General features: G+C 68.8%; 16 protein-coding genes. 1 reads left to right on the top strand and 15 read right to left on the bottom strand.

Going from position 1 to position 20,465, the window contains the following annotated elements:
- Nucleotides 1-98 precede the first annotated feature (98 nt).
- From AC1RQF_RS21950 to AC1RQF_RS21940, 3 genes are all read right to left on the bottom strand, one after another.
- On the bottom strand, nt 99-1,565 hold the full coding sequence (locus tag AC1RQF_RS21950; protein ID WP_274000760.1) for a glutamate synthase subunit beta: 1,467 nt from the start codon (nt 1,563-1,565) through the stop codon (nt 99-101).
- Nucleotides 1,566-1,658: 93 nt separating this feature from the next.
- The gene (locus AC1RQF_RS21945) at nt 1,659-6,362 is read right to left on the bottom strand and encodes a glutamate synthase-related protein (RefSeq protein WP_274000758.1); all 4,704 of its coding nucleotides are present in this window, start codon (nt 6,360-6,362) and stop codon (nt 1,659-1,661) included.
- Between the two features lie 278 nt (nt 6,363-6,640).
- Nucleotides 6,641-7,354, bottom strand: a complete 714-nt coding sequence (locus tag AC1RQF_RS21940; protein ID WP_274000757.1) for a transposase — start codon at nt 7,352-7,354, stop codon at nt 6,641-6,643.
- Between the two features lie 190 nt (nt 7,355-7,544).
- Here AC1RQF_RS21940 and AC1RQF_RS21935 point away from each other — a divergent pair, with 190 nt between their 5' ends.
- The gene (locus AC1RQF_RS21935) at nt 7,545-8,276 is read left to right on the top strand and encodes an OmpW/AlkL family protein (protein WP_274000755.1); all 732 of its coding nucleotides are present in this window, start codon (nt 7,545-7,547) and stop codon (nt 8,274-8,276) included.
- 145 nt (nt 8,277-8,421) lie between these two features.
- Here AC1RQF_RS21935 and ugpQ read toward each other — a convergent pair whose 3' ends face one another.
- The 12 genes from ugpQ to pilM form a co-directional block, all read right to left on the bottom strand.
- The gene (gene ugpQ, locus AC1RQF_RS21930; protein WP_274000753.1) at nt 8,422-9,186 is read right to left on the bottom strand and encodes a glycerophosphodiester phosphodiesterase; all 765 of its coding nucleotides are present in this window, start codon (nt 9,184-9,186) and stop codon (nt 8,422-8,424) included.
- A gap of 17 nt (nt 9,187-9,203) precedes the next feature.
- Nucleotides 9,204-10,289, bottom strand: a complete 1,086-nt coding sequence (locus AC1RQF_RS21925) for a sn-glycerol-3-phosphate import ATP-binding protein UgpC (RefSeq protein ID WP_274000752.1) — start codon at nt 10,287-10,289, stop codon at nt 9,204-9,206.
- Nucleotides 10,290-10,314: 25 nt separating this feature from the next.
- A complete protein-coding gene (gene ugpE, locus AC1RQF_RS21920; RefSeq protein ID WP_274000751.1) occupies nt 10,315-11,160 on the bottom strand; it encodes a sn-glycerol-3-phosphate ABC transporter permease UgpE in 846 nt (281 codons plus the stop codon).
- Nucleotides 11,157-12,041 (bottom strand): sn-glycerol-3-phosphate ABC transporter permease UgpA, encoded by an 885-nt coding sequence (gene ugpA / locus AC1RQF_RS21915; protein WP_274000750.1) that lies wholly within the window; start codon nt 12,039-12,041, stop codon nt 11,157-11,159. The genes ugpE and ugpA overlap by 4 nt, the downstream gene beginning before the upstream one ends.
- 71 nt (nt 12,042-12,112) lie before the next feature.
- Complete coding sequence (gene ugpB, locus AC1RQF_RS21910; protein ID WP_274000749.1) at nt 12,113-13,438, bottom strand: sn-glycerol-3-phosphate ABC transporter substrate-binding protein UgpB; 1,326 nt, start codon at nt 13,436-13,438, stop codon at nt 12,113-12,115.
- A gap of 80 nt (nt 13,439-13,518) precedes the next feature.
- Entirely contained in the window at nt 13,519-14,736 is a 1,218-nt protein-coding gene (locus tag AC1RQF_RS21905; RefSeq protein WP_443111550.1) for a deoxyguanosinetriphosphate triphosphohydrolase, read from the bottom strand.
- Nucleotides 14,737-14,780: 44 nt separating this feature from the next.
- A complete protein-coding gene (gene aroB, locus AC1RQF_RS21900) occupies nt 14,781-15,860 on the bottom strand; it encodes a 3-dehydroquinate synthase (RefSeq protein ID WP_274000748.1) in 1,080 nt (359 codons plus the stop codon).
- Nucleotides 15,857-16,411 (bottom strand): shikimate kinase, encoded by a 555-nt coding sequence (locus tag AC1RQF_RS21895; protein WP_274004423.1) that lies wholly within the window; start codon nt 16,409-16,411, stop codon nt 15,857-15,859. Before AC1RQF_RS21895 ends, aroB begins: the two co-directional genes overlap by 4 nt.
- 84 nt (nt 16,412-16,495) lie before the next feature.
- A complete protein-coding gene (locus AC1RQF_RS21890) occupies nt 16,496-18,043 on the bottom strand; it encodes a type IV pilus secretin PilQ (RefSeq protein WP_274000746.1) in 1,548 nt (515 codons plus the stop codon).
- Nucleotides 18,040-18,891 (bottom strand): hypothetical protein, encoded by an 852-nt coding sequence (locus tag AC1RQF_RS21885; RefSeq protein ID WP_274000744.1) that lies wholly within the window; start codon nt 18,889-18,891, stop codon nt 18,040-18,042. Before AC1RQF_RS21885 ends, AC1RQF_RS21890 begins: the two co-directional genes overlap by 4 nt.
- The gene (locus AC1RQF_RS21880; RefSeq protein ID WP_274000743.1) at nt 18,888-19,526 is read right to left on the bottom strand and encodes a fimbrial protein; all 639 of its coding nucleotides are present in this window, start codon (nt 19,524-19,526) and stop codon (nt 18,888-18,890) included. The genes AC1RQF_RS21885 and AC1RQF_RS21880 overlap by 4 nt, the downstream gene beginning before the upstream one ends.
- Nucleotides 19,523-20,452: a pilus assembly protein PilM gene (gene pilM, locus AC1RQF_RS21875; protein ID WP_274000742.1), complete on the bottom strand. Its 930-nt coding sequence runs from the start codon at nt 20,450-20,452 to the stop codon at nt 19,523-19,525. Before pilM ends, AC1RQF_RS21880 begins: the two co-directional genes overlap by 4 nt.
- Nucleotides 20,453-20,465: the final 13 nt, after the last annotated feature.

Below are 20,465 nucleotides of genomic sequence, written 5' to 3'. Positions count from 1 at the left end.
ATTGTGAAAGCAAGTGAAGCGATGCGCCAAAGCGCGCGGCCATAAAAAAACCGGGCGTCTCGCGACGCCCGGTTGCCGGTGCGAACTGCCCGAACCGCTCAGCGCGGCAGCTCGGAATGCCCCATCAGGAAAGCATCGACCGCGCGCGCGCACTGGCGCCCCTCGCGGATCGCCCACACCACGAGCGACTGGCCGCGCCGCATGTCGCCCGCCGCGAACACCTTGTCGACCGAGGTGTGATACGCGCGCTCGCCGTCGGTCGCCGCGCGCACGTTGCCGCGCCCGTCCTTGGCGACGCCGAACGCATCGAGCACCGGCGCGACCGGCTGCGTGAAGCCCATCGCGAGCAGCACGAGGTCGGCCTTGATCTCGAACTCCGAGCCGGCGACCTCCTGCATCTTGCCGTCCTTCCATTCGACGCGCACCGCGATCAGCTTGTCGACCTTGCCGTTCTTGCCTTCGAAGCGCTTGGTCGCGACCGCCCAGTCGCGCTCGCAGCCCTCGTCGTGCGACGAGGACGTGCGCAGCTTGATCGGCCAGTACGGCCACACGAGCGCCTTGTTCTCCTGCTCGGGCGGCTGCGGCAGCAGTTCGAACTGCGTGACCTGCTTCGCGCCATGACGGTTCGAGGTGCCGACGCAGTCGGAGCCGGTATCGCCGCCGCCGATCACGACCACGTGCTTGCCCTTCGCGAGCAGCTGGTCAACCAGCTTGTCGCCGGCGTTGACCTTGTTCTGCTGGGGCAGGAAATCCATCGCGTAATGGATCCCGGCCAGCTCGCGGCCCGGCACCGGCAGGTCGCGCGGCGTTTCCGAACCACCCGCGATCACCACGGCGTCGTACTCGTCGCGCAGCGTCTCGGGCGAGAGGGTGTCCTTCGCCATGTTGCCGATCTCGGCGGGCAGCGGCTCCTTGCCGATGAACACGCTGGTGCGGAACGTCACGCCTTCCGCCTCCATCTGGCGCATGCGCCGGTCGATCAGCCACTTCTCGAGCTTGAAGTCGGGAATCCCGTAGCGCAGCAGGCCGCCGATCCGGTCGTTCTTCTCGAACACCGTCACGTCATGGCCCGCGCGCGCGAGCTGCTGCGCGGCCGCGAGGCCCGCCGGACCGGAGCCGACCACCGCGACCTTCTTGCCGGTCTTGCGCGCGTTCGGCTGCGGCTCGACCCAGCCTTCCGCCCAGGCCTTGTCGATGATCGCGTGCTCGATCGACTTGATGCCGACCGGGTCGTCGTTGATGCCGAGCGTGCAGGCCGCCTCGCACGGCGCCGGGCAGATCCGGCCCGTGAACTCCGGGAAGTTGTTGGTCGAGTGCAGCACCTCGATCGCGGTGCGCCAATCCTGGCGGAACACCAGGTCGTTGAAGTCCGGGATGACGTTGTTGACGGGGCAGCCGTTGTTGCAGAACGGGATCCCGCAATCCATGCAGCGCGCGCCCTGGACCTTCGCATCGTCGTCGGACAGCGCCGCGACGAATTCCTTGTAGTGCTTCACGCGCGTGAGCGGTGCTTCGTACGCCTCGTGGCGGCGTTCGAACTCCAGAAAACCGGTTGCCTTGCCCATAAGGTTCTCGTCTGAATCTGTGTATCGGGTGAGGGGAGCCGCGTCCGCCCTTCACGGGCGGACGCTGTCGCTATGCGTTCGGGGGCGGGGCGCTCAGGCGGCGAGGACTTCCTTCGCCGCCTTCTTCGCGCCGAGTTCGCCGAGTGCGCGCTTGTATTCCTGCGGGAACACCTTCACGAACTGGCGGCGCGACGCATCCCAGTTTTCCAGCAGCGACTTCGCGCGCGGCGAACCCGTGAACTGGAAGTGACGCTCGACGAGCCCCTTGAGCAGCGCTTCGTCGGTGGCGCCCGCGTGCCACAGCGCGCGGTCGACCGTGCGTTCCTGCTCCGCCTGCTGCAGCACCGGATCGAGCGCGACCATCGCCTTGTTGCACTTGCCGGCGAACGCGCCGTCCGGGTCGTACACGTAGGCGACGCCACCCGACATGCCCGCCGCGAAATTGCGCCCCGTCTCGCCCAGCACCACCACCGTGCCGCCCGTCATGTACTCGCAGCCGTGGTCGCCCGTGCCCTCGACGACCGCGGTCGCGCCCGAGTTGCGCACGCAGAAGCGCTCGCCCGCGACGCCGCGGAAGAACGCCTCGCCTTCGAGCGCGCCGTACATCACGGTGTTGCCGCAGATGATGTTTTCCTCGGACTTGCCGCGGAAATCGTTGGTCGGACGGATGATGATGCGGCCGCCCGACAGCCCCTTGCCGACGTAGTCGTTGCCGTCGCCGACGAGATCGAGCGTCACGCCCTTCGCGAGGAACGCGCCGAAGCTCTGCCCCGCCGTGCCTTTGAGCTGGATGTGGATCGCATCGTCGGCGAGACCGTCGTGGCCGTGCCGCTTCGCGATCGCGCCGGACAGCATCGCGCCGACCGTGCGGTTCACGTTGCGCACCGGCTGGATGAACGACACGTGCTCGCCGCTCTCGATCGCGGCCTTCGCCTTCTCGATCAGCGTATGGTCGAGCGCGCGCTCGAGGCCGTGCTCCTGGCTCTCGACATGGCGGCGCGCCACTTCCTCGCAGCCTTCCGGCTGGTAGAACACGCGCGCGAAATCGAGGCCCTTCGCCTTCCAGTGCTCGATGCCCTTGCGGGTGTCGAGCAGATCGGCGCGGCCGACGAGGTCGTCGAACTTCGCGATGCCGAGCTGCGCCATGATCTCGCGCACTTCCTCGGCGATGAAGAAGAAGAAGTTGACCACGTGCTCCGGCTGGCCCGAGAACTTCGCGCGCAGCACCGGATCCTGGGTCGCGACGCCGACCGGGCAGGTGTTCAGGTGGCACTTGCGCATCATGATGCAGCCCTCGACGACGAGCGGCGCGGTCGCGAAGCCGAATTCGTCCGCACCGAGCAGCGCGCCGATCACGACGTCGCGGCCGGTCTTCATCTGGCCGTCGGCCTGCACGCGGATGCGGCCGCGCAGGCGGTTCAGCACCAGGGTCTGCTGGGTTTCCGCGAGGCCGAGCTCCCACGGCGTGCCGGCATGCTTGACCGAGGACAGCGGCGACGCGCCCGTGCCGCCGTCATGGCCGGCGACCACCACGTGATCCGCCTTCGCCTTCGCGACGCCCGCCGCGACCGTGCCGACGCCCACTTCCGACACGAGCTTCACCGAGATGCTCGCGACCGGGTTCACGTTCTTCAGGTCGTGGATCAGCTGCGCGAGATCCTCGATCGAATAGATGTCGTGGTGCGGCGGCGGCGAGATCAGGCCGACGCCCGGCACCGAGTAGCGCAGCTTGCCGATGTACTCGGACACCTTGTGCCCCGGCAGCTGGCCGCCCTCGCCGGGCTTCGCGCCCTGCGCCATCTTGATCTGGATCTGGTCGGCCGAGGCCAGGTACTCCGCCGTCACGCCGAAGCGGCCCGACGCGACCTGCTTGATGCGCGAGCGCAGCGAATCGCCGTCCTTGAGCGCGATGTCGCGCACGATCTCGTCGCCGATGATCGACTTCAGCGTATCGCCGTTCTTGATCGGAATGCCGCGCAGTTCGTTGCGATAGCGGTTCTCGTCCTCGCCGCCCTCGCCGGTGTTCGACTTGCCGCCGATCCGGTTCATCGCGATCGCGAGCGTCGTGTGCGCCTCGGTGCTGATCGAGCCGAGCGACATCGCCCCCGTCGCGAAGCGCTTGACGATCTCCTTGGCGGACTCCACCTCGTCGATCGGGATCGCCTTCGCCGGATTGACCTTGAACTCGAACAGGCCGCGGAAGGTCATGTGCCGCCGGGTCTGGTCGTTGATCAGGTTCGCGTATTCCTTGTAGGTCTGGTAGGAATTGCTGCGCGTCGAATGCTGCAGCTTCGCGATCGTGTCGGGCGTCCACATGTGATCCTCGCCGCGCACGCGGTACGCGTACTCGCCGCCGGCGTCGAGCATGTCGCGCAGGACCGGATCGTCGCCGAACGCATCGCGGTGCAGGCGGATCGCCTCCTCCGCCACCTCGAACAGGCCGATGCCGCCGACCTTCGACGCCGTGCCCTTGAAGTACTTCTCGACGAGGTCGGTCGACAGGCCGAGCGCCTCGAAGATCTGCGCGCCGGTGTAGGACATGTAGGTGGAGATGCCCATCTTGGACATCACCTTCAGCAGCCCCTTGCCCACCGCCTTCGTGAAGTTGTAGATCGCCTTGTCCGCCGACAGGTCGCCCGGCAGCCCGTCCGCGAGCTTGGCCAGGGTTTCCATCGCGAGGTACGGGTGCACGGCTTCCGCGCCGTAGCCCGCGAGCAGCGCGAAATGGTGCGTCTCGCGCGCCGAGCCGGTCTCGACGACGAGCCCGGTGCTGGTGCGCAGCCCCTGCTGGACGAGATGCGTGTGGATCGCCGAGGTCGCGAGCAGCGCGGGAATCGCGACATGCCCGGCGTCGGTCTTGCGGTCGGACACGATCAGGATGTTGTAGCCGGACTTCACCGCGTCGACGGCCTCCGCGCACAGCGACGCGAGCCGCGCCTCGATGCCCGCCTTGCCCCAGGCGACCGGATAGCAGATGCTCAGCTCGTACGCGCTGAACTTGCCGCCCGTGTACTGGTCGATCGCGCGGATCTTCGCGATGTCCCGGAAGTCGAGCACCGGCTGCGACACTTCGAGCCGCATCGGCGGGTTGATGTTGTTGGTGTCGAGCAGGTTCGGCTTCGGGCCGATGAAGGACACGAGCGACATCACCATGTTCTCGCGGATCGGGTCGATCGGCGGGTTCGTCACCTGCGCGAACAGCTGCTTGAAGTAGTGGTAGAGCGTCTTGTTCTTGTTCGACATCACCGCGAGCGGCGAGTCGTTGCCCATCGAGCCGACCGCCTCCTCGCCCTGCTGCGCCATCGGCGCCATCAGGAACTTGAGGTCTTCCTGGGTGTAGCCGAACGCCTGCTGGCGGTCGAGCAGCGCCGCGCCCTCGCTGCGTCCGGCCGCGACGTCCTCCTCCTTCGGCTCGATCTCGTCGAGCTTGATGCGCACCGCATCGATCCAGCTCTTGTACGGCTTCGCGTTGGCGAGGTTGTCCTTGAGTTCCTTGTCGTCGATGATGCGGCCGTGCTCCATGTCGATCAGGAACATCTTGCCCGGCTGCAGACGCCACTTCTTGACGATCTTCGACTCGGGAATCGGCAGCACGCCCGATTCCGACGCCATGATCACGAGATCGTCGTCGGTGATCACGTAGCGCGCCGGACGCAGGCCGTTGCGATCGAGCGTCGCGCCGATCTGGCGGCCGTCGGTGAACGCGATCGCGGCGGGGCCGTCCCACGGCTCCATCATCGCGGCGTGGTATTCGTAGAACGCGCGGCGGCTGTCGTCCATCAGCGTGTGCTGCTCCCACGCCTCCGGAATCATCATCATCACCGCGTGGACGAGCGGATAGCCCGCCATCACGAGCAGTTCGAGACAGTTGTCGAACGACGCGGTGTCGGACTGGCCCGGATAAATGAGCGGCCACAGCTTCGGCAGGTCGTCGCCGAGCACGTGCGACGCGATCGCGCCGGTGCGCGCGTTCAGCCAGTTGACGTTGCCCTTCACGGTGTTGATCTCGCCGTTGTGGGCGATCATCCGGTACGGGTGGGCAAGCTCCCAGGCCGGGAAGGTGTTGGTCGAGAAGCGCTGGTGCACGAGCGCGAGCGCCGACACCACGCGCACATCCTGCAGGTCGCGGTAGTACACGCCGACCTGGCCCGCGAGCAGCAGCCCCTTGTAGACCACCGTGCGCGCCGACATCGACGGCACGAAGTATTCCTTGCCGTGCTTGAGCTTGAGCGCCTGGATCCGGTGGCTCGCGGTCTTGCGGATCACGTACAGCTTCCGCTCGAGCGCGTCGGTCACCATGATGTCCTTGCCGCGGCCGATGAAGATCTGCCGGATGATCGGCTCGGTCGACTTCACGGTCGGCGAGATCGGCATCGTCGCATCGACGGGCACGTCGCGCCAGCCGAGCACCACCTGCCCCTCGGCCTTCACCGTACGCTCCAGCTCCTGCTCGCACGCGATCCGCGACGCGTTCTCCTTCGGCAGGAAGATCATGCCGACCCCATATTCGCCCGCGGGCGGCAGCTGCACGTCCTGCCTGGCCATTTCCTCGCGGTAGAACGCGTCGGGAATCTGGATCAGGATGCCCGCGCCGTCGCCCATCAGCGGATCGGCGCCGACCGCGCCGCGGTGGTCGAGGTTCTCCAGGATCTTCAGGCCCTGCTCGATGATCTCGTGGCTTTTCTTGCCCTTGATGTGAGCGACGAAACCGACGCCGCAGGCGTCGTGCTCGTTGTGCGGGTCATACAGACCTTGCTCGGCGGGAACCGCGCAGTGCGGCTGCTGGTGGTCGTTCATGGGGACACCGTCTGTAAGGGGCCTGAAGGCCGTTAAACCATTTTCTTGTAGACCGCCGCCCTGCGGCGGTGCGGCTGGCCAGAGGCGGGCGGACCTGCGCCCGGGACCGCCGGAATTCGGAATATACGCGACGAATCAAGGGAATAGCAAATAAAGCTCGATGATTGAGCCCTAATTATCATCATGGTGCATGATTTACCTGTTTTATTGGGGGCGTATCAAAATGGGGCAAAAAGAAGCGGCATCCGGGGATGCCGCTCCGTTGTCCGCCCGAGGGCTCACTGCTGGACAGGCGGGGTGTTCTCGCGTACCTTTCGCGGCCGCCCGCGCGGCAGCGGCGACACGCGCCGGTTCGCGGTGCGCGCCGCCCACTCGCGGTAGGTGTCGCCGCCGAGGACCCAGCCCTTCAGCGTCGCCTGTTGCAGCTGGTCGGCCTGGCGCTCGTCGAGCGGCTGCTCGCACAGCTCCTTGTAGGCGCGCTGCCGCTCGAACGGCGTGTTGCCGAGCGCCCAGTAGAGCGGATGGTCGGTGATCAGGCTGTCGACGGTGACGCCGACGTGATGCCGATAGCTCGACCAGCGGTACGCGTCCGGCGCCGTCACCAGCTGCGCGCGCACCGGGCTCAGCTCGACGACGCGGCTCGCGAGCAGGAAGTAGCGCTCGCCCTCGATCACGGTCGCGCGGTAGCGACCTTCCCAGAGCGTGCCGCGCCGCGCGTAGCGGCGGTTGAAGTGGGCGACGTAGCGCCTGCCGACCGCCTGCATCGCTTTCGGCAGGCTGGCCTCGTCGCTCGGCGTGACGAGCAGTTGCACCTGGCGCGGCAGCAGCACATACGCATGCACCCCGAGGTGATGATCGCGCGCCGCCGCCTTCAGGCAATCAATGAAGAGTTCGTAATCCTGGTCGTCGACGAACGCCGGTTGCTGGTCCAGGCCGCGCAGAATCACGTGCTGCGGCTGATCGGGAACATAGAGTCGTGCTAGCCGTGCCATGCTGAATGTCCGTTTGATCGCGTTAGGAAATACCCGAAGGCCCGATTTGGTGCACTCGCGCAAAGCCCTGCGCGGTGCGGGAAACAAGTACGGTCGTGCGAATCCTAGGGAGAAAGCTCTAACTTACAACGCTGTTCTGTTTGAAACGTCGTGTTCATAATGGGCACGCCTTTACCGGAGGAGACAAGGGATGAAACAAAAACTGGCCATTACGGGGGCTGTTGCTCTGTCGTTCATGCTCGCAGGAACGGCCGCACATGCGCAATCGGCAGGGACTACTTACATCAGCACGGGCTGGCTCCATCTCGCCCCCCAGGACAGCAGCGATCCGTTGTTCGTCTATAACGTCGGCGGTTCGCCCGTCAACCGAGCGGTTCCCAACACCGGCGCCGGCATCAACGACTCCGATACGTTCGGCCTCGCGGTCGGTTATTTCATCACCGATCACATCTCCACCGAGTTCATCGCCGGGATTCCGCCGAAGTTCGACATCACCGGCAAGGGTCAGTTCTCCCAGTTTGGCGTATTGGGGCGCGCATACCAGTGGAGCCCCACGATGCTGCTCCGCTACCACTTCAACAGCGCCGAATCGCGGTTCCGCCCGTATGTCGGCATCGGCGCGACCTACACCTGGTTCACCGGCGCGAAGATCACGAACGGCACGTTCGAGCAGGGCGTGCTCGGCGGCCCGACCAGCGCCACCACCAGCAACCAGTGGGCGCCCGTCTTCAACGCCGGCTTCAGCTACGCCTTCACGAAGCACTGGTTCGGCGGCCTGTCGATCTCGTACATCCCGATCAGCGTCACCGCGACGTTCACGACCGCGCGACAGTCCGCGGTCGGCACGTTGACCGAAACGTCGAAGGCGAAGATCTCGCTGAACCCGATCGTCACCTACCTGAACATCGGCTACCGCTTCTAAGCGTAGTCGAATATTTGGGGAATGGTTAATTCCGCTGCAATTTGTAGCGGAATTTTCCCAACGTTACGAGACGGTCGATATTTCCTGCCCCGGCATCGCGCCGGGAGCACAGGTTCGTGCGCATTTTACGCACACGACGGCAGATTCATGCGCCTGCGCCGAGAAAATCCACAGGCATCAGGTCGATCCGGTCGGTACAGATCAGATCGACGCCCCAGCGCGCGAGCGCCAGCGCCCGCTCAGGGTCGTTCACCGTATAGACGAGGATCCGCAGCCCGGCCGCGTGGATCGCCTGCACCAGCGCCTCGTCGAACTGGGCGTGGTGCGCATGCAACGATACGCAGCCCAGCGCCTCGACCACCTCTTCGCGCCAGTGGGCGGGCACCCTCTCGTAGAGCATGCCGCGCGGCAACCCGGGCGCCGCGTCGCGCGCCGCCTCCAGCGCGGTCCGCGAGAACGACGACAGCAGCGGCGGCACCGCCGCGTTGCGCCAGCTCAACGCGGCTTCGGTCGCGACCACGCGGCCAGTCTCGCGCTCCCGGCCCGGACACGGCTTGATCTCGACATTCGCCAGCAGGCCGAGCGACGCGCAACGCGCGGCCGCCTGCTCGAGCGTCGGCATCCGCTCGCCGGCGAAGCGCGCGTCGAACCAGCGCCCCGCATCGAGCGCCGCCAGTTCCGCGTAACGCAGCCGGGCCGCCGGGCCGACGCCGTCCGAGGTGCGTTCCAGCGTGTCGTCGTGTAGCAAAAACGCAACATCGTCCGACGCCAGCTTCGCGTCGAATTCCACCATCCGGTAACCACGCCGCGCCCCCTCGTCGAGCGCGGCAAGCGTGTTCTCGGGCGCCAGCGCGCCGCCGCCGCGGTGCGCGACGAGGCGCGGATAAGGCCAGGCGGTCGGTGTCGTCATGGTCATCGTGGGTTCGGTCAGCCGGCGCGCCGGCCGGTATCGGGATCGAAGAAGTGCAGCCGGTGCGCGGGCAGCGCGACCGGCAGCGTCGCGCCGTTCGCGGGACGATCCGCGTGCGGCAGCCGCACCGCGACATCGTGCGCGCCCCAGCGCCCATGCGCGAGATTATCCGCGCCGAGCAGTTCGCACGAGTCGACGACGAGCGGCGCCTGCGCGAGGCCCGACTGCGGCGTCATGTGCTCCGGCCGCACGCCGAGGATCCACTCGCGGCCGGCCGCGACGCCCGCGCCGATCCCGGGCGCGCCCGCCACCGGCAGACGCGGGCCGCCGCCCGCGACCTCGAAGCTCGCGCCATCCTCCGCCAGCCGGCCGTGCAGCAGGTTCATCGCGGGCGAGCCGATGAAGCCCGCGACGAAGGTCGTCGCGGGCTGCTCGTAGACATCGACGGGCGCGCCGATCTGCTCCGCGTGGCCGCGGTTCATCACGATCACGCGCTGCGCGAGCGTCATCGCCTCGATCTGGTCGTGCGTCACGTACACGCTCGTCGTCGCGAGCCGCGCGTGCAGGCGCTGGATCTCGAGCCGCATCTGCACGCGCAGCTTGGCGTCGAGATTCGACAGCGGCTCGTCGAACAGGAACACCGACGGCTCGCGCACGATCGCGCGCCCCATCGCAACGCGCTGCCGCTGGCCGCCCGACAGCTCGCGCGGCCGGCGCTGCAGCAACGGCTCCAGCTCGAGGATCTTCGCGGCCGCCGCGACGCGCGCGTCGATCTCCACGCGCGCGAGGCCGCGGATCCGCAGCCCGTAGCCCATGTTCTGCGCGACCGTCATGTGTGGATACAGCGCGTAGTTCTGGAACACCATCGCGATGTCGCGATCCTTCGGCTCCAGCGCGTTCACCACCCGGCCGCCGATCGCGATCTCGCCGTCCGATACCGATTCGAGCCCCGCGATCATGCGCAGCAGCGTCGATTTGCCGCAGCCGGACGGACCGACCAGCACGACGAACTCGCCGTCCGCGATCTCGACGTCGATCCCGTGCAGCACCGGCTGCCGGCCGTCATAGGTCTTCTTCACGCCCTTCAAGCTCAGCGCCGCCATACGTCGTCCATCTCCAGGTAAATAGTCATTTTTCCGCATCCACGAGGCCGCGCACGAACCAGCGCTGCATCGCGAGCACCACCACGAGCGGCGGCAGCATCGCGAGCAGCGTCGCCGCCATCACGCGATGCCATTCGGTCGCGGTGTCGCCGCTGCCGATCATCGCCTTGATGCCGACCACCGCCGTCGACATCGACGCGTCGCTCGCGATCAGGATCGGCCACAGATACTGGTTCCAGCCGTAGATGAAGGTGATCACGAACAGCGCGGCGATGCTCGTCTTCGACAGCGGCAGCACGACGTCCCAGAAGAACCGCAGCGCGCCCGCGCCGTCGATGCGGGCCGCGTCCATCAGCTCGTCGGGCAGCGTCATGAAGAACTGACGGAACAGGAAGGTCGCGGTGGCCGAAGCCATCAGCGGCAGCGTGAGCCCCGCGTAGGTATTGGTCAGGTGCAGCGTCGACGCGACCTGCACGGTCGGGAAGATCCGCACTTCGACCGGCAGCATCAGCGTGACGAAGATCAGCCAGAACGCGGTATTGCGGAACGGGAAGCGGAAATACACGATCGCGTACGCGGACAGGATCGACGCCGCGATCTTGCCGAACGCGATCGCGAGCGCCATCACGAAGCTGTTCAGCAGCAGCACGCCGAACGGCGTCGACGCGCCGCCGCTGCCGTGGCGCAGCACGTCGCCGAGGTTCTCGAGCAGATGGGTGCTCGGCACCAGCGACATCGGCACCGTGAATACCTGCTGCGCATTCATGGTCGCCGCGCACAGGCCCACGTACACCGGAAACACGATCAGCGCGACGCCCGCGATCAGCACCGCATGGCAGAAGAAGTCGAAGCCCTTGCGATTCTCGATCATGCGTATTGCACCTTGCGCTCGACGAAGCGGAACTGCACGACCGTGAGCCCGACCACGATCACCATCAGGATCACCGACTGCGCGCCGGAACTGCCGATGTCGAGCCCTTGGAAGCCCTCCGCGTAGATCTTGTAGATCAGCGTGCGGGTGCTCTGCGCGGGGCCGCCCTGGGTCGCGGCGTCGATCACCGGGAAGGTGTCGAAGAACGCGTAGACGAGGTTCACGACGAGCAGGAAGAAGCTGGTGGGCGACAGCAGCGGCAGCGCGATGTCGAGGAAGCGCCGCACCGGCCCCGCGCCGTCGATCGCGGCCGCCTCGATCAGCGAGCGCGGGATCGCCTGCAGGCCCGCGTAGAAGAACAGGAAGTTGTAGCTGACCTGCTTCCACACCGACGCCGCCACGACGAGGAACATCGCCTGCCCGCCGTTCAGCGCGTGGTTCCAGACGATCCCGAACTTGCCGAGCCCGTACGCGACGATGCCGATGCTCGGATTGAACAGGAACGACCACAGCACCGCGGCGATGGTCGGCGCCACCGCGTACGGCCAGATCAGCAGGGTGCGGTACAGCCGCGCGCCGCGGATCACGCGGTCCGCGCACGCGGCAAGCACGAGCGAGATCAGCAATCCGGACACAGTGACGAGCGCGCTGAACACGAGCGTCGTGCGAAACGAATCGAGATACAGCGGATCGGCGAGCAGGCGCGTGAAATTCTCGGCGCCGACGAACACGCTGGACGTGCCGAAGGCGTCCTGCGCCTGCGTCGACTGCCACAGCGCCTCGCCCGCGGGCCACAGGAAGAACATCACGGTAAGCGCGAGCTGCGGCGCGACCAGCAGGTACGGCAACAAACCAGCGCCGAAGCGGGAACGGGATTGCATCGACAGGACTCCGAGCGACGTCGAACCGGATGGACGACGGCGCGCCGCACGATGCGACGCGCCGTCCGGGCTCAACTGCCCGACTTCTCGAAACGGCGCAGCAGTTCGTCGCCGCGCGCGACCGATGCATCGAGCGCGTCCTTCGGCGTCTTCTTCTGCGCCCACACCTGCTCCAGTTCCTCGTCGACGACGGTGCGGATCTGCGGCATGTTGCCGAGACGCAGCCCCTTCGTGTACGGCAGCGGCGGCTTGTTCATCATCTGCCGCATCGCGGTATCGGCGCCCGGGTTCTTCGCGTAGAAGCCCTGCTCGCGCGTCAGGTCGTAGGCCGCCGTCGTCACGGGCAGGTAGCCCGTGTCCTGGTGCCACTTCGCGGCCACCTCGGGCTGGCTCAGGAACGCGAGGAACTTCGCGACGCCCTTGTAGGTGGCCGGGTCCTTGCCCGCCAGCACCCACAGGCTCGCGCCGCCGATGATCGCGTTCTGCGGCGCGCCCTTCACGTTCGCGTCGTACGGCAGCGTGCCCGTGCCCAGCTCGAACTTCGCGTACTTGCGGATCGTCGCGAGCGCCGCCGACGAACCCGTCATGATCGCGCAGTCGCCACTGTAGAACTTCGACGACGCCTCATCCTTGCGGCCCACGTAGGTGAAGGTGCCGTCCTTCGCCATGTCCTGCAGGAACTGGATGTGTGCGATCTGCTGCGGCTTGTTGAATTCGAGCACGGCGTCGGTGCCGTCGAAGCCGTTGTTGCGGCTCGCGAACGGCAGGCCCTGCCAGGCGCTGTAGTTTTCGAGCTGGATCCAGCCCTGCCAGCCGGTCGTGTAGCCGCACGCCTGGCCCGCGGCGCGCAACTTGGCGGCGTCGGCGCGGACGTCGGCCCAGGTCTTCGGCGGCTGGTTCGGATCGAGGCCCGCCTTGCGGAACGCATCCTTGTTGTAATACAACACGGGCGTCGAACTGTTGAACGGCATCGACACCAGGCGGCCCGTGCGCGCATCGCTGTAATAGCTCGCGACCGCCGGCACGAACGCCTTCTCGTCGAGCGGCACGCCCGCCTGCCGGAACACCTCGGACACCGGCACGACCGCCTTCTTCGCCTGCATCATCGTCGCCGTGCCCACTTCGTAGACCTGCAGGATCGCCGGCGCATTGCCGCTGCGATACGCGGCGATGCCCGCGGCGAGCGCCTGGTCATAGGTGCCCTTGTAGACCGGCACGATCCGGTAGTCGCTTTGCGAGGCATTGAACTGCGCGGCGAGCGCGTTCACGCGCTCGCCGAGCGCCGCCTCCATCGCATGCCAGAACTGGATGTCCGTGGCCGCGCACGCGACCTGTTGCACTCCGAAACACAGCGCCCCACCGACCGCGAGCGAGCCCACCAGCGTCTTGCATTTCATCGACTTCCCTCCTCGATTGACGGCGCGGGCGTAGGCACGCCGCGCCGGTTGCCCGCCCATGGCGAACAAAACCGGGCAGTTTAGTTGTCGTCTATGACAAACAAGCGTTGATACTCTTTCAAGGCGAAACGATCGGTCATGCCCGCGATGTAGTGAGCGACGAGGCGCGGTTGCTCCGCGGCGTCGGTGGCCACGTAGGCGGGCGGCAGCAGGCGGGGATCGCCGGTAAAGGCCTCGAACAGCCCCGTGACGACGCGCTGCGCCTTGCTCGCCATCCGCATCACGCGGTAGTGGCGGTACAGGTTCTTGAACAGAAAGCGCTTGAGCAACACGGCCTGGGCGGCCACGACCGCGCTGTGCGCGACGAGCGGCGGCGCCGCGCGCACCTCGTCGAGCGACGCCGGCGCGACGCGCTCGAGGTTGCGGCTCGTCTCGTCGATCAGGTCGACGATCAGCGTGTTGATGATGCGGCGCACGGTCTCGTGGACGAGGCGACGCCCTTCGAGGTGCGGATGCTCGACCAGCGCCGCCTCGTAGTGGCGCTGCCACAGCTCGACCTCGGCCAGTTGCTCGATCGTGATCAGGCCGGAACGCAGGCCGTCGTCGACGTCGTGATTGTTGTACGCGATCTCGTCGGCGATGTTCGCGAGCTGCGCCTCCAGCGACGGCTGCCGGCCGAGCAGGAAACGCTCGCCGAGATCGCCGAGCAGGCGCGCGTTGTCGCGCGAGCAGTGCTTGAGAATGCCCTCGCGGGTCTCGAAACAGAGATTCAGGCCGTCAAAGCCGCCGTAGTGCTCCTCCAGCTCGTCGACCACCGCGAGGCTCTGCAGGTTGTGCTCGAAGCCGCCGTGGTCGCGCATGCACGCGTTGAGCGCATCCTGGCCCGCGTGGCCGAACGGCGTGTGGCCGAGATCGTGCGCGAGCGAGATCGCCTCGACGAGATCTTCGTTCAGGCGCAGGTTGCGCGCGACCGAGCGCGCGATCTGCGCGACCTCGAGGCTGTGCGTGAGGCGCGTGCGGAACAGGTCGCCCTCATGGTTCACGAACACCTGGGTCTTGTATTCGAGACGGCGGAACGCGGTGGAATGCACGATCCGGTCGCGGTCGCGCTGGAACTCGGTGCGCGCGGCGGGCGGCGCCTCCAGGTAGCGCCTGCCGCGCGAATGCGACGCGTGCGCCGCATACGGCGCGAGCTGCGCCTCCAGCATCGCGACCGTCGGCGCGACCCGCGGGCCGTCGGGTGGCGCGCCCGGGCCGGCGGGGGTCTCGCGGGGCAACTTGCCGGATGTTTCGCTCACCGTGTCTCCTCCACCTCAAGCGCGCCGGTCCGGCGCGGACCGCCTCAGCGGATACTGGCCGCCAGCGTCGCGACGACTGCGTCGTCGGGCGCCGGCGTGATGATCGTCTCGCCCAGGCGCCTGAGCAGGATGAACTTGACCTGCCCCGCCTCGGCCTTCTTGTCGACGCGCATCAGGTCCATGTAGCGCGCGTCGCCCAGCGCGGGCGCGCGGGTCGGCAGGTGCGCGGCCGCGATCACGCGGTTCAGGCGGCCGCGTTCGGCCTCGTCGAGATGCCCGAGGCGCACCGACAGGTCGGCCGCCATCGCCATGCCGCAGCCAACCGCCTCGCCATGCAGCCATTCGCCGTAGCCGAGGCCCGCCTCGATCGCATGGCCGAACGTGTGGCCGAAATTGAGGATCGCGCGCAGGCCGCCCTCGCGTTCGTCGGCCGCCACCACGCGCGCCTTGATCTCGCACGAGCGGCGCACCGCCTCGGCGAGCGCGTCGGGATCGCGCCCGTTGAGCGCGTCGAGGTTCGCCTCGATCCAGTCGAAGAACGCCGCATCGGCGATCGCGCCACTCTTGACGACCTCGGCGAGGCCCGCCGCCAGTTCGCGATCGGGCAGGGTGCGCAGCGCGCCGATGTCGGCGATCACCGCCTGCGGCTGGTAGAACGCCCCGATCATGTTCTTGCCGAGCGGATGGTTGATGCCGGTCTTGCCGCCCACGGACGAATCGACCTGCGAGAGCAGCGTCGTCGGCGCCTGGATGAACGGCACGCCGCGCATGTAGCAGGCGGCGGCGAAACCCGTCATGTCGCCGATCACGCCGCCGCCGAGCGCGATCAGCGTGGTCTTGCGGTCGGCATGCGCGGACAGCAGGCCGTCGAAGATCAGATTCAGCGTTTCCCAGTTCTTGTACGCCTCGCCGTCCGGCAGCACGATCGTCGACACCTGCTTGCCGAGCGGCGCGAGCGCCGCGCGCAGCACGTCGCCGTAGAGCGGATCGACGGTCGTATTGGTGACGATCGTGACGGCCGCGCCGGCGATGTGCGGCGCGAACAGCTCGGTGCGCCCGAGCAGGTCGGTGCCGATGTGGATCGGATAGGCTCGCTCGCCCAGGTCGACGTTGACAATCATCATGCTTGTAGTGGCTTGGTGACGATGCCCGCCATCTCGAGCTGCATCAACACCATGTTGACGAGCCCGTTGACGGACGGCCGCCCGGTTTCGATCACAAAATGCGCGCATTCGCGATACAGCGGATCGCGGGTTTCATACAGCGCCTCGAGACGCGCCTTCGGATCCTCGGTCTGCAGCAGCGGACGATTTTTGTCCTTGCGCGTGCGCAGCCACAGATCATGCGGATTGGCGCGCAGGTAGACGACGAGGCCGCGCGTATTCAGCAGCGCGCGGTTTTCGTCGCGCAGGATCGCGCCGCCGCCCGTGGCGAGCACGATGTTCTCGCGCTGCGTCAGCTCGGCAATCATCTGCGCCTCGCGCTCGCGGAATCCGTCCTCCCCTTCCAATTCGAAGATCACGGGCACGCGCGCGCCGGTGCGCGCCTCGATCTCGTGATCGGAATCGAAGAACGGCCTGTCGAGACGGCGCGCGACCGCCCGGCCCACGGTGGTCTTGCCCGCGCCCATGAGCCCGACGAAAAATACGTTTGCGTGTGAGTCCCGCGCTTGCAACGGCTTCCTCTGCTTCATTTCTTGCTGGTGTGGCGCAGCTTACTGGCAAAGCGGCCGGCTTGTCGAGCCTGCGCCGGCCGCCCATCAAGGGCCGCCGACCACCCGCGGCGTGATGTAGACGACCAGCTCGCTGCGTTGCGCCCGCTGCGCCCGGTGCCGGAACAACGCCCCCAGCACCGGAATCCTGCCGAGCAGCGGCACCCGGGCCACGTCGTCGCGGACGTCGCTCGCGTAGATGCCGCCGATCGACACCGTTCCGCCATTGTCCACCTCCACGCGCGTTTGCACATGTTTCGTGTGGATCGCCGGCCCGGCGGCCGTCTGCTCGCCCACGCTGTCCTTCGCGACATCGAGATCGAGGATCACCCGCCCGTCCGGCGTGATCTGCGGCTCCACCTCGAGTTTGAGGGTCGCGCGCCGGAACTGGACGCCCGACATCCCGTTGCCCACCTTGGCCTGGTAAGGCAGCTCGGTGCCCTGCTCGACGATGGCCCGGATCCGGTCGGCCGTGACCACGCGCGGACTCGACACGATCTGGCCGCGCCCTTCGGCCTCCAGCGCGCTCAGCTCGATGTCGAGCAGCCGGCTCGCGCCCGATGTAAACAGTGTCAGACCCGCCGTGGCGGCTTCGAACCCGGCAAGCGGCCGCGCCGACAGGTCGAGGAAGCTGCCGCTGCGTCCCGCGACCAGGCCTGTCGGCTCGCCCCCATTCGTCAGACGCGACGCGAGCCGCGCGCCGAGATGGCGCGAGAAACCGCGCTCGCCCTCGACGATCCGCGCCTCGATCAGCACCTGGCGCGACGGCCGGTCGAGCCGCGCGATCAGGTCGGCGATCTGCGCGACGCGCGCGGCGAGGTCGGTGACGAACAACAGGTTGGTGCGCGGATCGGCCAGCACCGCGCCGCGCCGCGACAACAGGCGCTGGCCGCCCGCGCCCGCCAGCAGGCGCTGGACGTCGGCGGCGCGCGGATAGTGCAGCGCGAACGTGCGGCTTTCGAGCGGCTCCAGCTCGGCGGCCCGCGCATGCGCGTCGAAGCGCAGCCGCTCGCGCGCCGCGAGTTCGGCCACCGGCGCGACCCAGACCACGCGCCCGCGCCGCGCCATCGCGAGACCGTTCGCCTCCAGCAGCGCATCGAACGCGCTGCGCCACGGCGTCTGGTTCAGGCGCAGGGACACGCTTCCGCGCACCTGCTCGCTGACGATGATGTCGAGCCCGGTGAAGCGGGCAAAGGCGTCGAACACGGCGGCCAGGCTCGCGCCGGACAGATGCAGTGAAATGGGGCGGTCGTCGGCCGCCGTATCCGGGCCGGCCTCGTCCGGCGTCGGGGCGCTCATGCGCGCGCCCGGTGCGAGCGGCACCGGCGGGCCTTCGAGCCCCGCCGCTCCGGGCGTCGGCTCGGCAGGCAGGGGCACGGCTCGCGCGCCGGATGCATCGGGAAGCCCTGCGTCGCGCAGCGCGCCCGCGTCGAGGCGGGCATCCGCGTCGTCGGCTGCCGAGGCGGCGGGCGGAATGCCGGAATCGATCGTCAGGCCGCCGCCGGGCAGGCCTGCCGGGAGGGGCGGCGGCATCGCGTGCACAGGCGCCGCGGCCAGCAAGGCGCCGAGGCAGCGCCACACCGTCGCGCGCCTCATCCCGCCGCCTCGGCGAGCAACGGTATCCGGCGCTGCGCGCCGCGCCCGCGCAGGACGACGCCGCCGAGATCGATCCCCGCCACCCGCTCCTCGCCGACACGCTCGCCCGTCTCGACCGACCAGGCCGCCCCATCACCTTCGAACAGTGCAAGCCCGCGATCGGCATCGCGCCACACGCCGACGAGACGGGCCGCGCCAGAGACCGGCGACGCCGCTTCGGCGTGCAGTTCACCGGCAAACGGATCGCCGTGCCCGACGCCGCCCGATGCCACGGCCGAATCCGGCGACGCCAGCTTGAAGAACACCTCGAGCCGGGTCTCCAGCCGATTCGCCTCACCGTCGCGCCGCACCTCGACCCGGGCCGGCACGACCAGTTGCGGCAGCGCCGCCAGGCCGGCCAGAAACGCCCGGATCGCGCCGAATCCGCCCACCGCCACCAGCGTGAGCCGCTCGTCCGGCCCGCCCTCGGCCGCACGGCCCGCTGCTTCCGGGTCGCGCCCGGCCGGCGCGCGATCCAGCTCGCGCAATTGCAGGCCACACGCCTGCGCGTGCGCGGCGAGTTGCAATACGCGTTCGCCCGGCGCCCACCCCGTCGGTCCGTCGGGCCGCGCCACGCTTGCCCGGGCCTGCGCCCGCCGTATCGAGAGCTGCTGCGCCGCCCGCGCCTCATGCGCCACCACCGCCACCAATGCGGCGCGCTCGCGCCCGAGCCCGCTCCAGTCCGCCGCGCCGCCCGCCAGGACGCCGCCGCCCCATACGGCGCCTGCGATGGCCACGCCCGCCCCGCAGCGCGCCGCACCCGCCAGCCGATCGGTGCGGCGCGCGCGGCCCAACCCGCCCATGCTCATCGCGCCTCCCGCTCCGGCCGGACCGACGCCGCCCAGCGGATCCGCACGGAGAACGCCAGCGGCCCGCGCATGCCGAGCCCACTTGCCGCGCCCGCGCCCGCCTGCAAACCGGCCACCTCGATGACCCAATCCCCGCGCAACGCACCGATCTCGCCGAGCCAGCGCGCGGCCGCGCCCGGATCGCGCGCGCCGACCTCGAGCCGCGCATCGCGTTCGCCGCTGCGGATCGACTTGAGCCGCACCCCGTCGCCCCGGACCTGCTGCAACACCTCGAACAGCGCGACGAGCCGCTCGCGCGGCAGTGCCCGCTCACGGCTCAGCGCATCCCGCACGCGCGCCTCGCGCCGCCGCTGTTCCGCCTGCTCCGCCGCCCGCAGCTGCGGCGCCCACGCCGCGAGCTGACGCTCGACCTGCCGGCGCTGCGCGTCGACACGCCGGCGCTCCAGCACCTGGCCGCCGCACCACAACGCGACGCCCACCGCCCCCGCCAGCGCGGCGACCACCACCTCGCCGAGCACCTGCCGCCTCAGGCGCCGCCGGTCGCGCGCGCGGTAGGGCAACAAATTGAAGCCCCCGAGCGCCAGGCGCCGCCGCTCCCATGCGGCGCGAAGCCCGTACCACGGATGCCCGATCATTCGTCCACCCCACGCAGCGCGAGCCCGACCGCCACCGCGAACCCCGGGTCGCGGGCCAGCGCCTCGTCAACCGGCCAGCCGGGCTCGCACAAGGACACGCAGCCGAATGGCCGGGCCTCACAGCCCAGCAGGTCCGCAAGGTCCGCCAGCGCAAGGCGCGCGCCGCCCGGCTCGCCGATCTCGCCCCCGACCAGCGCGTGCACCGGCGCCCCGGTCCGCGCCAGGTCGCGCAGCGCATCCGCGAGATCCGCATGCTCCGGCGTCGGATAGCTGATCGCCTCTATGACGCGGCCGTTGTCGACCAGCCAACCGTGCACGCCGCCGTCGCCGATCCACATCGCGAGGCAAGGCGTGCAGCCCGGCGCCTCGCGCGCGAGCACGAGCCGCAGCGCGCGCATGGCCGCGAACGTGTCGCCGTCGATCGCCGTCAGCGCCACGCCGGCCGCGGCGGCCGCTTCGAGGCGCGCGTCGACCTGCGCGCGGGCGGCCGCCGCGAAGGTCGCCGCCCCCGCCTCGCCCGGCCGCCAGTCGCACGCAAGCGTGTCGCGCGCCAGCCCGGTGACCTGCTCGGCGGCCGCCAGCACGATCGGCTCGGCGCGCAGGCCGGCCGCGCCCAGTTCGACCGACGCGACCGTCAGCGCCGCCTCGGGCAGCGCCATCACCGCTCGCGACACGCGGCAGCGCCCCGCCCGGCGCGCCCGTTCGAGCGCCTTCGTCAGCGCCTGTCCGACGCTCGCCCAGTCGCCCTCCGCGTCCCCTGTATAGGCGCCCGCCGGCAACGGCTCCACCGCGAGCGCGTCGATCCGCGCACGGCCGGCGACCCCGCGCCGCCGGCTCAGCAGCACGACGCGCACCCCGCGCGAATTCACGTCGATGCCCGCCGCATAGCGCCGGCCGACCGACCACAATGAACGTCGCTCCCGCATCCCGGTTCTCCTG

The sequence above is a fragment of the Burkholderia sp. GW821-FHT14F03 genome, from assembly GCF_058803765.1.
This window is presented reverse-complemented; position numbering and strand designations above follow the sequence as displayed.

What these genes read in the sequence shown, in the direction of transcription:
- AC1RQF_RS21950 (WP_274000760.1), bottom strand. Translation starts at nt 1,565, where the DNA reads ATGGGCAAGGCAACCGGTTTTCTGGAGTTCGAACGCCGCCACGAGGCG.
- AC1RQF_RS21945 (WP_274000758.1), bottom strand. Translation starts at nt 6,362, where the DNA reads ATGAACGACCACCAGCAGCCGCACTGCGCGGTTCCCGCCGAGCAAGGT.
- AC1RQF_RS21940 (WP_274000757.1), bottom strand. Translation starts at nt 7,354, where the DNA reads ATGGCACGGCTAGCACGACTCTATGTTCCCGATCAGCCGCAGCACGTG.
- AC1RQF_RS21935 (WP_274000755.1), top strand. Translation starts at nt 7,545, where the DNA reads ATGAAACAAAAACTGGCCATTACGGGGGCTGTTGCTCTGTCGTTCATG.
- ugpQ (WP_274000753.1), bottom strand. Translation starts at nt 9,186, where the DNA reads ATGACGACACCGACCGCCTGGCCTTATCCGCGCCTCGTCGCGCACCGC.
- AC1RQF_RS21925 (WP_274000752.1), bottom strand. Translation starts at nt 10,289, where the DNA reads ATGGCGGCGCTGAGCTTGAAGGGCGTGAAGAAGACCTATGACGGCCGG.
- ugpE (WP_274000751.1), bottom strand. Translation starts at nt 11,160, where the DNA reads ATGATCGAGAATCGCAAGGGCTTCGACTTCTTCTGCCATGCGGTGCTG.
- ugpA (WP_274000750.1), bottom strand. Translation starts at nt 12,041, where the DNA reads ATGCAATCCCGTTCCCGCTTCGGCGCTGGTTTGTTGCCGTACCTGCTG.
- ugpB (WP_274000749.1), bottom strand. Translation starts at nt 13,438, where the DNA reads ATGAAATGCAAGACGCTGGTGGGCTCGCTCGCGGTCGGTGGGGCGCTG.
- aroB (WP_274000748.1), bottom strand. Translation starts at nt 15,860, where the DNA reads ATGATGATTGTCAACGTCGACCTGGGCGAGCGAGCCTATCCGATCCAC.
- AC1RQF_RS21890 (WP_274000746.1), bottom strand. Translation starts at nt 18,043, where the DNA reads ATGAGGCGCGCGACGGTGTGGCGCTGCCTCGGCGCCTTGCTGGCCGCG.
- AC1RQF_RS21885 (WP_274000744.1), bottom strand. Translation starts at nt 18,891, where the DNA reads ATGAGCATGGGCGGGTTGGGCCGCGCGCGCCGCACCGATCGGCTGGCG.
- AC1RQF_RS21880 (WP_274000743.1), bottom strand. Translation starts at nt 19,526, where the DNA reads ATGATCGGGCATCCGTGGTACGGGCTTCGCGCCGCATGGGAGCGGCGG.
- pilM (WP_274000742.1), bottom strand. Translation starts at nt 20,452, where the DNA reads ATGCGGGAGCGACGTTCATTGTGGTCGGTCGGCCGGCGCTATGCGGCG.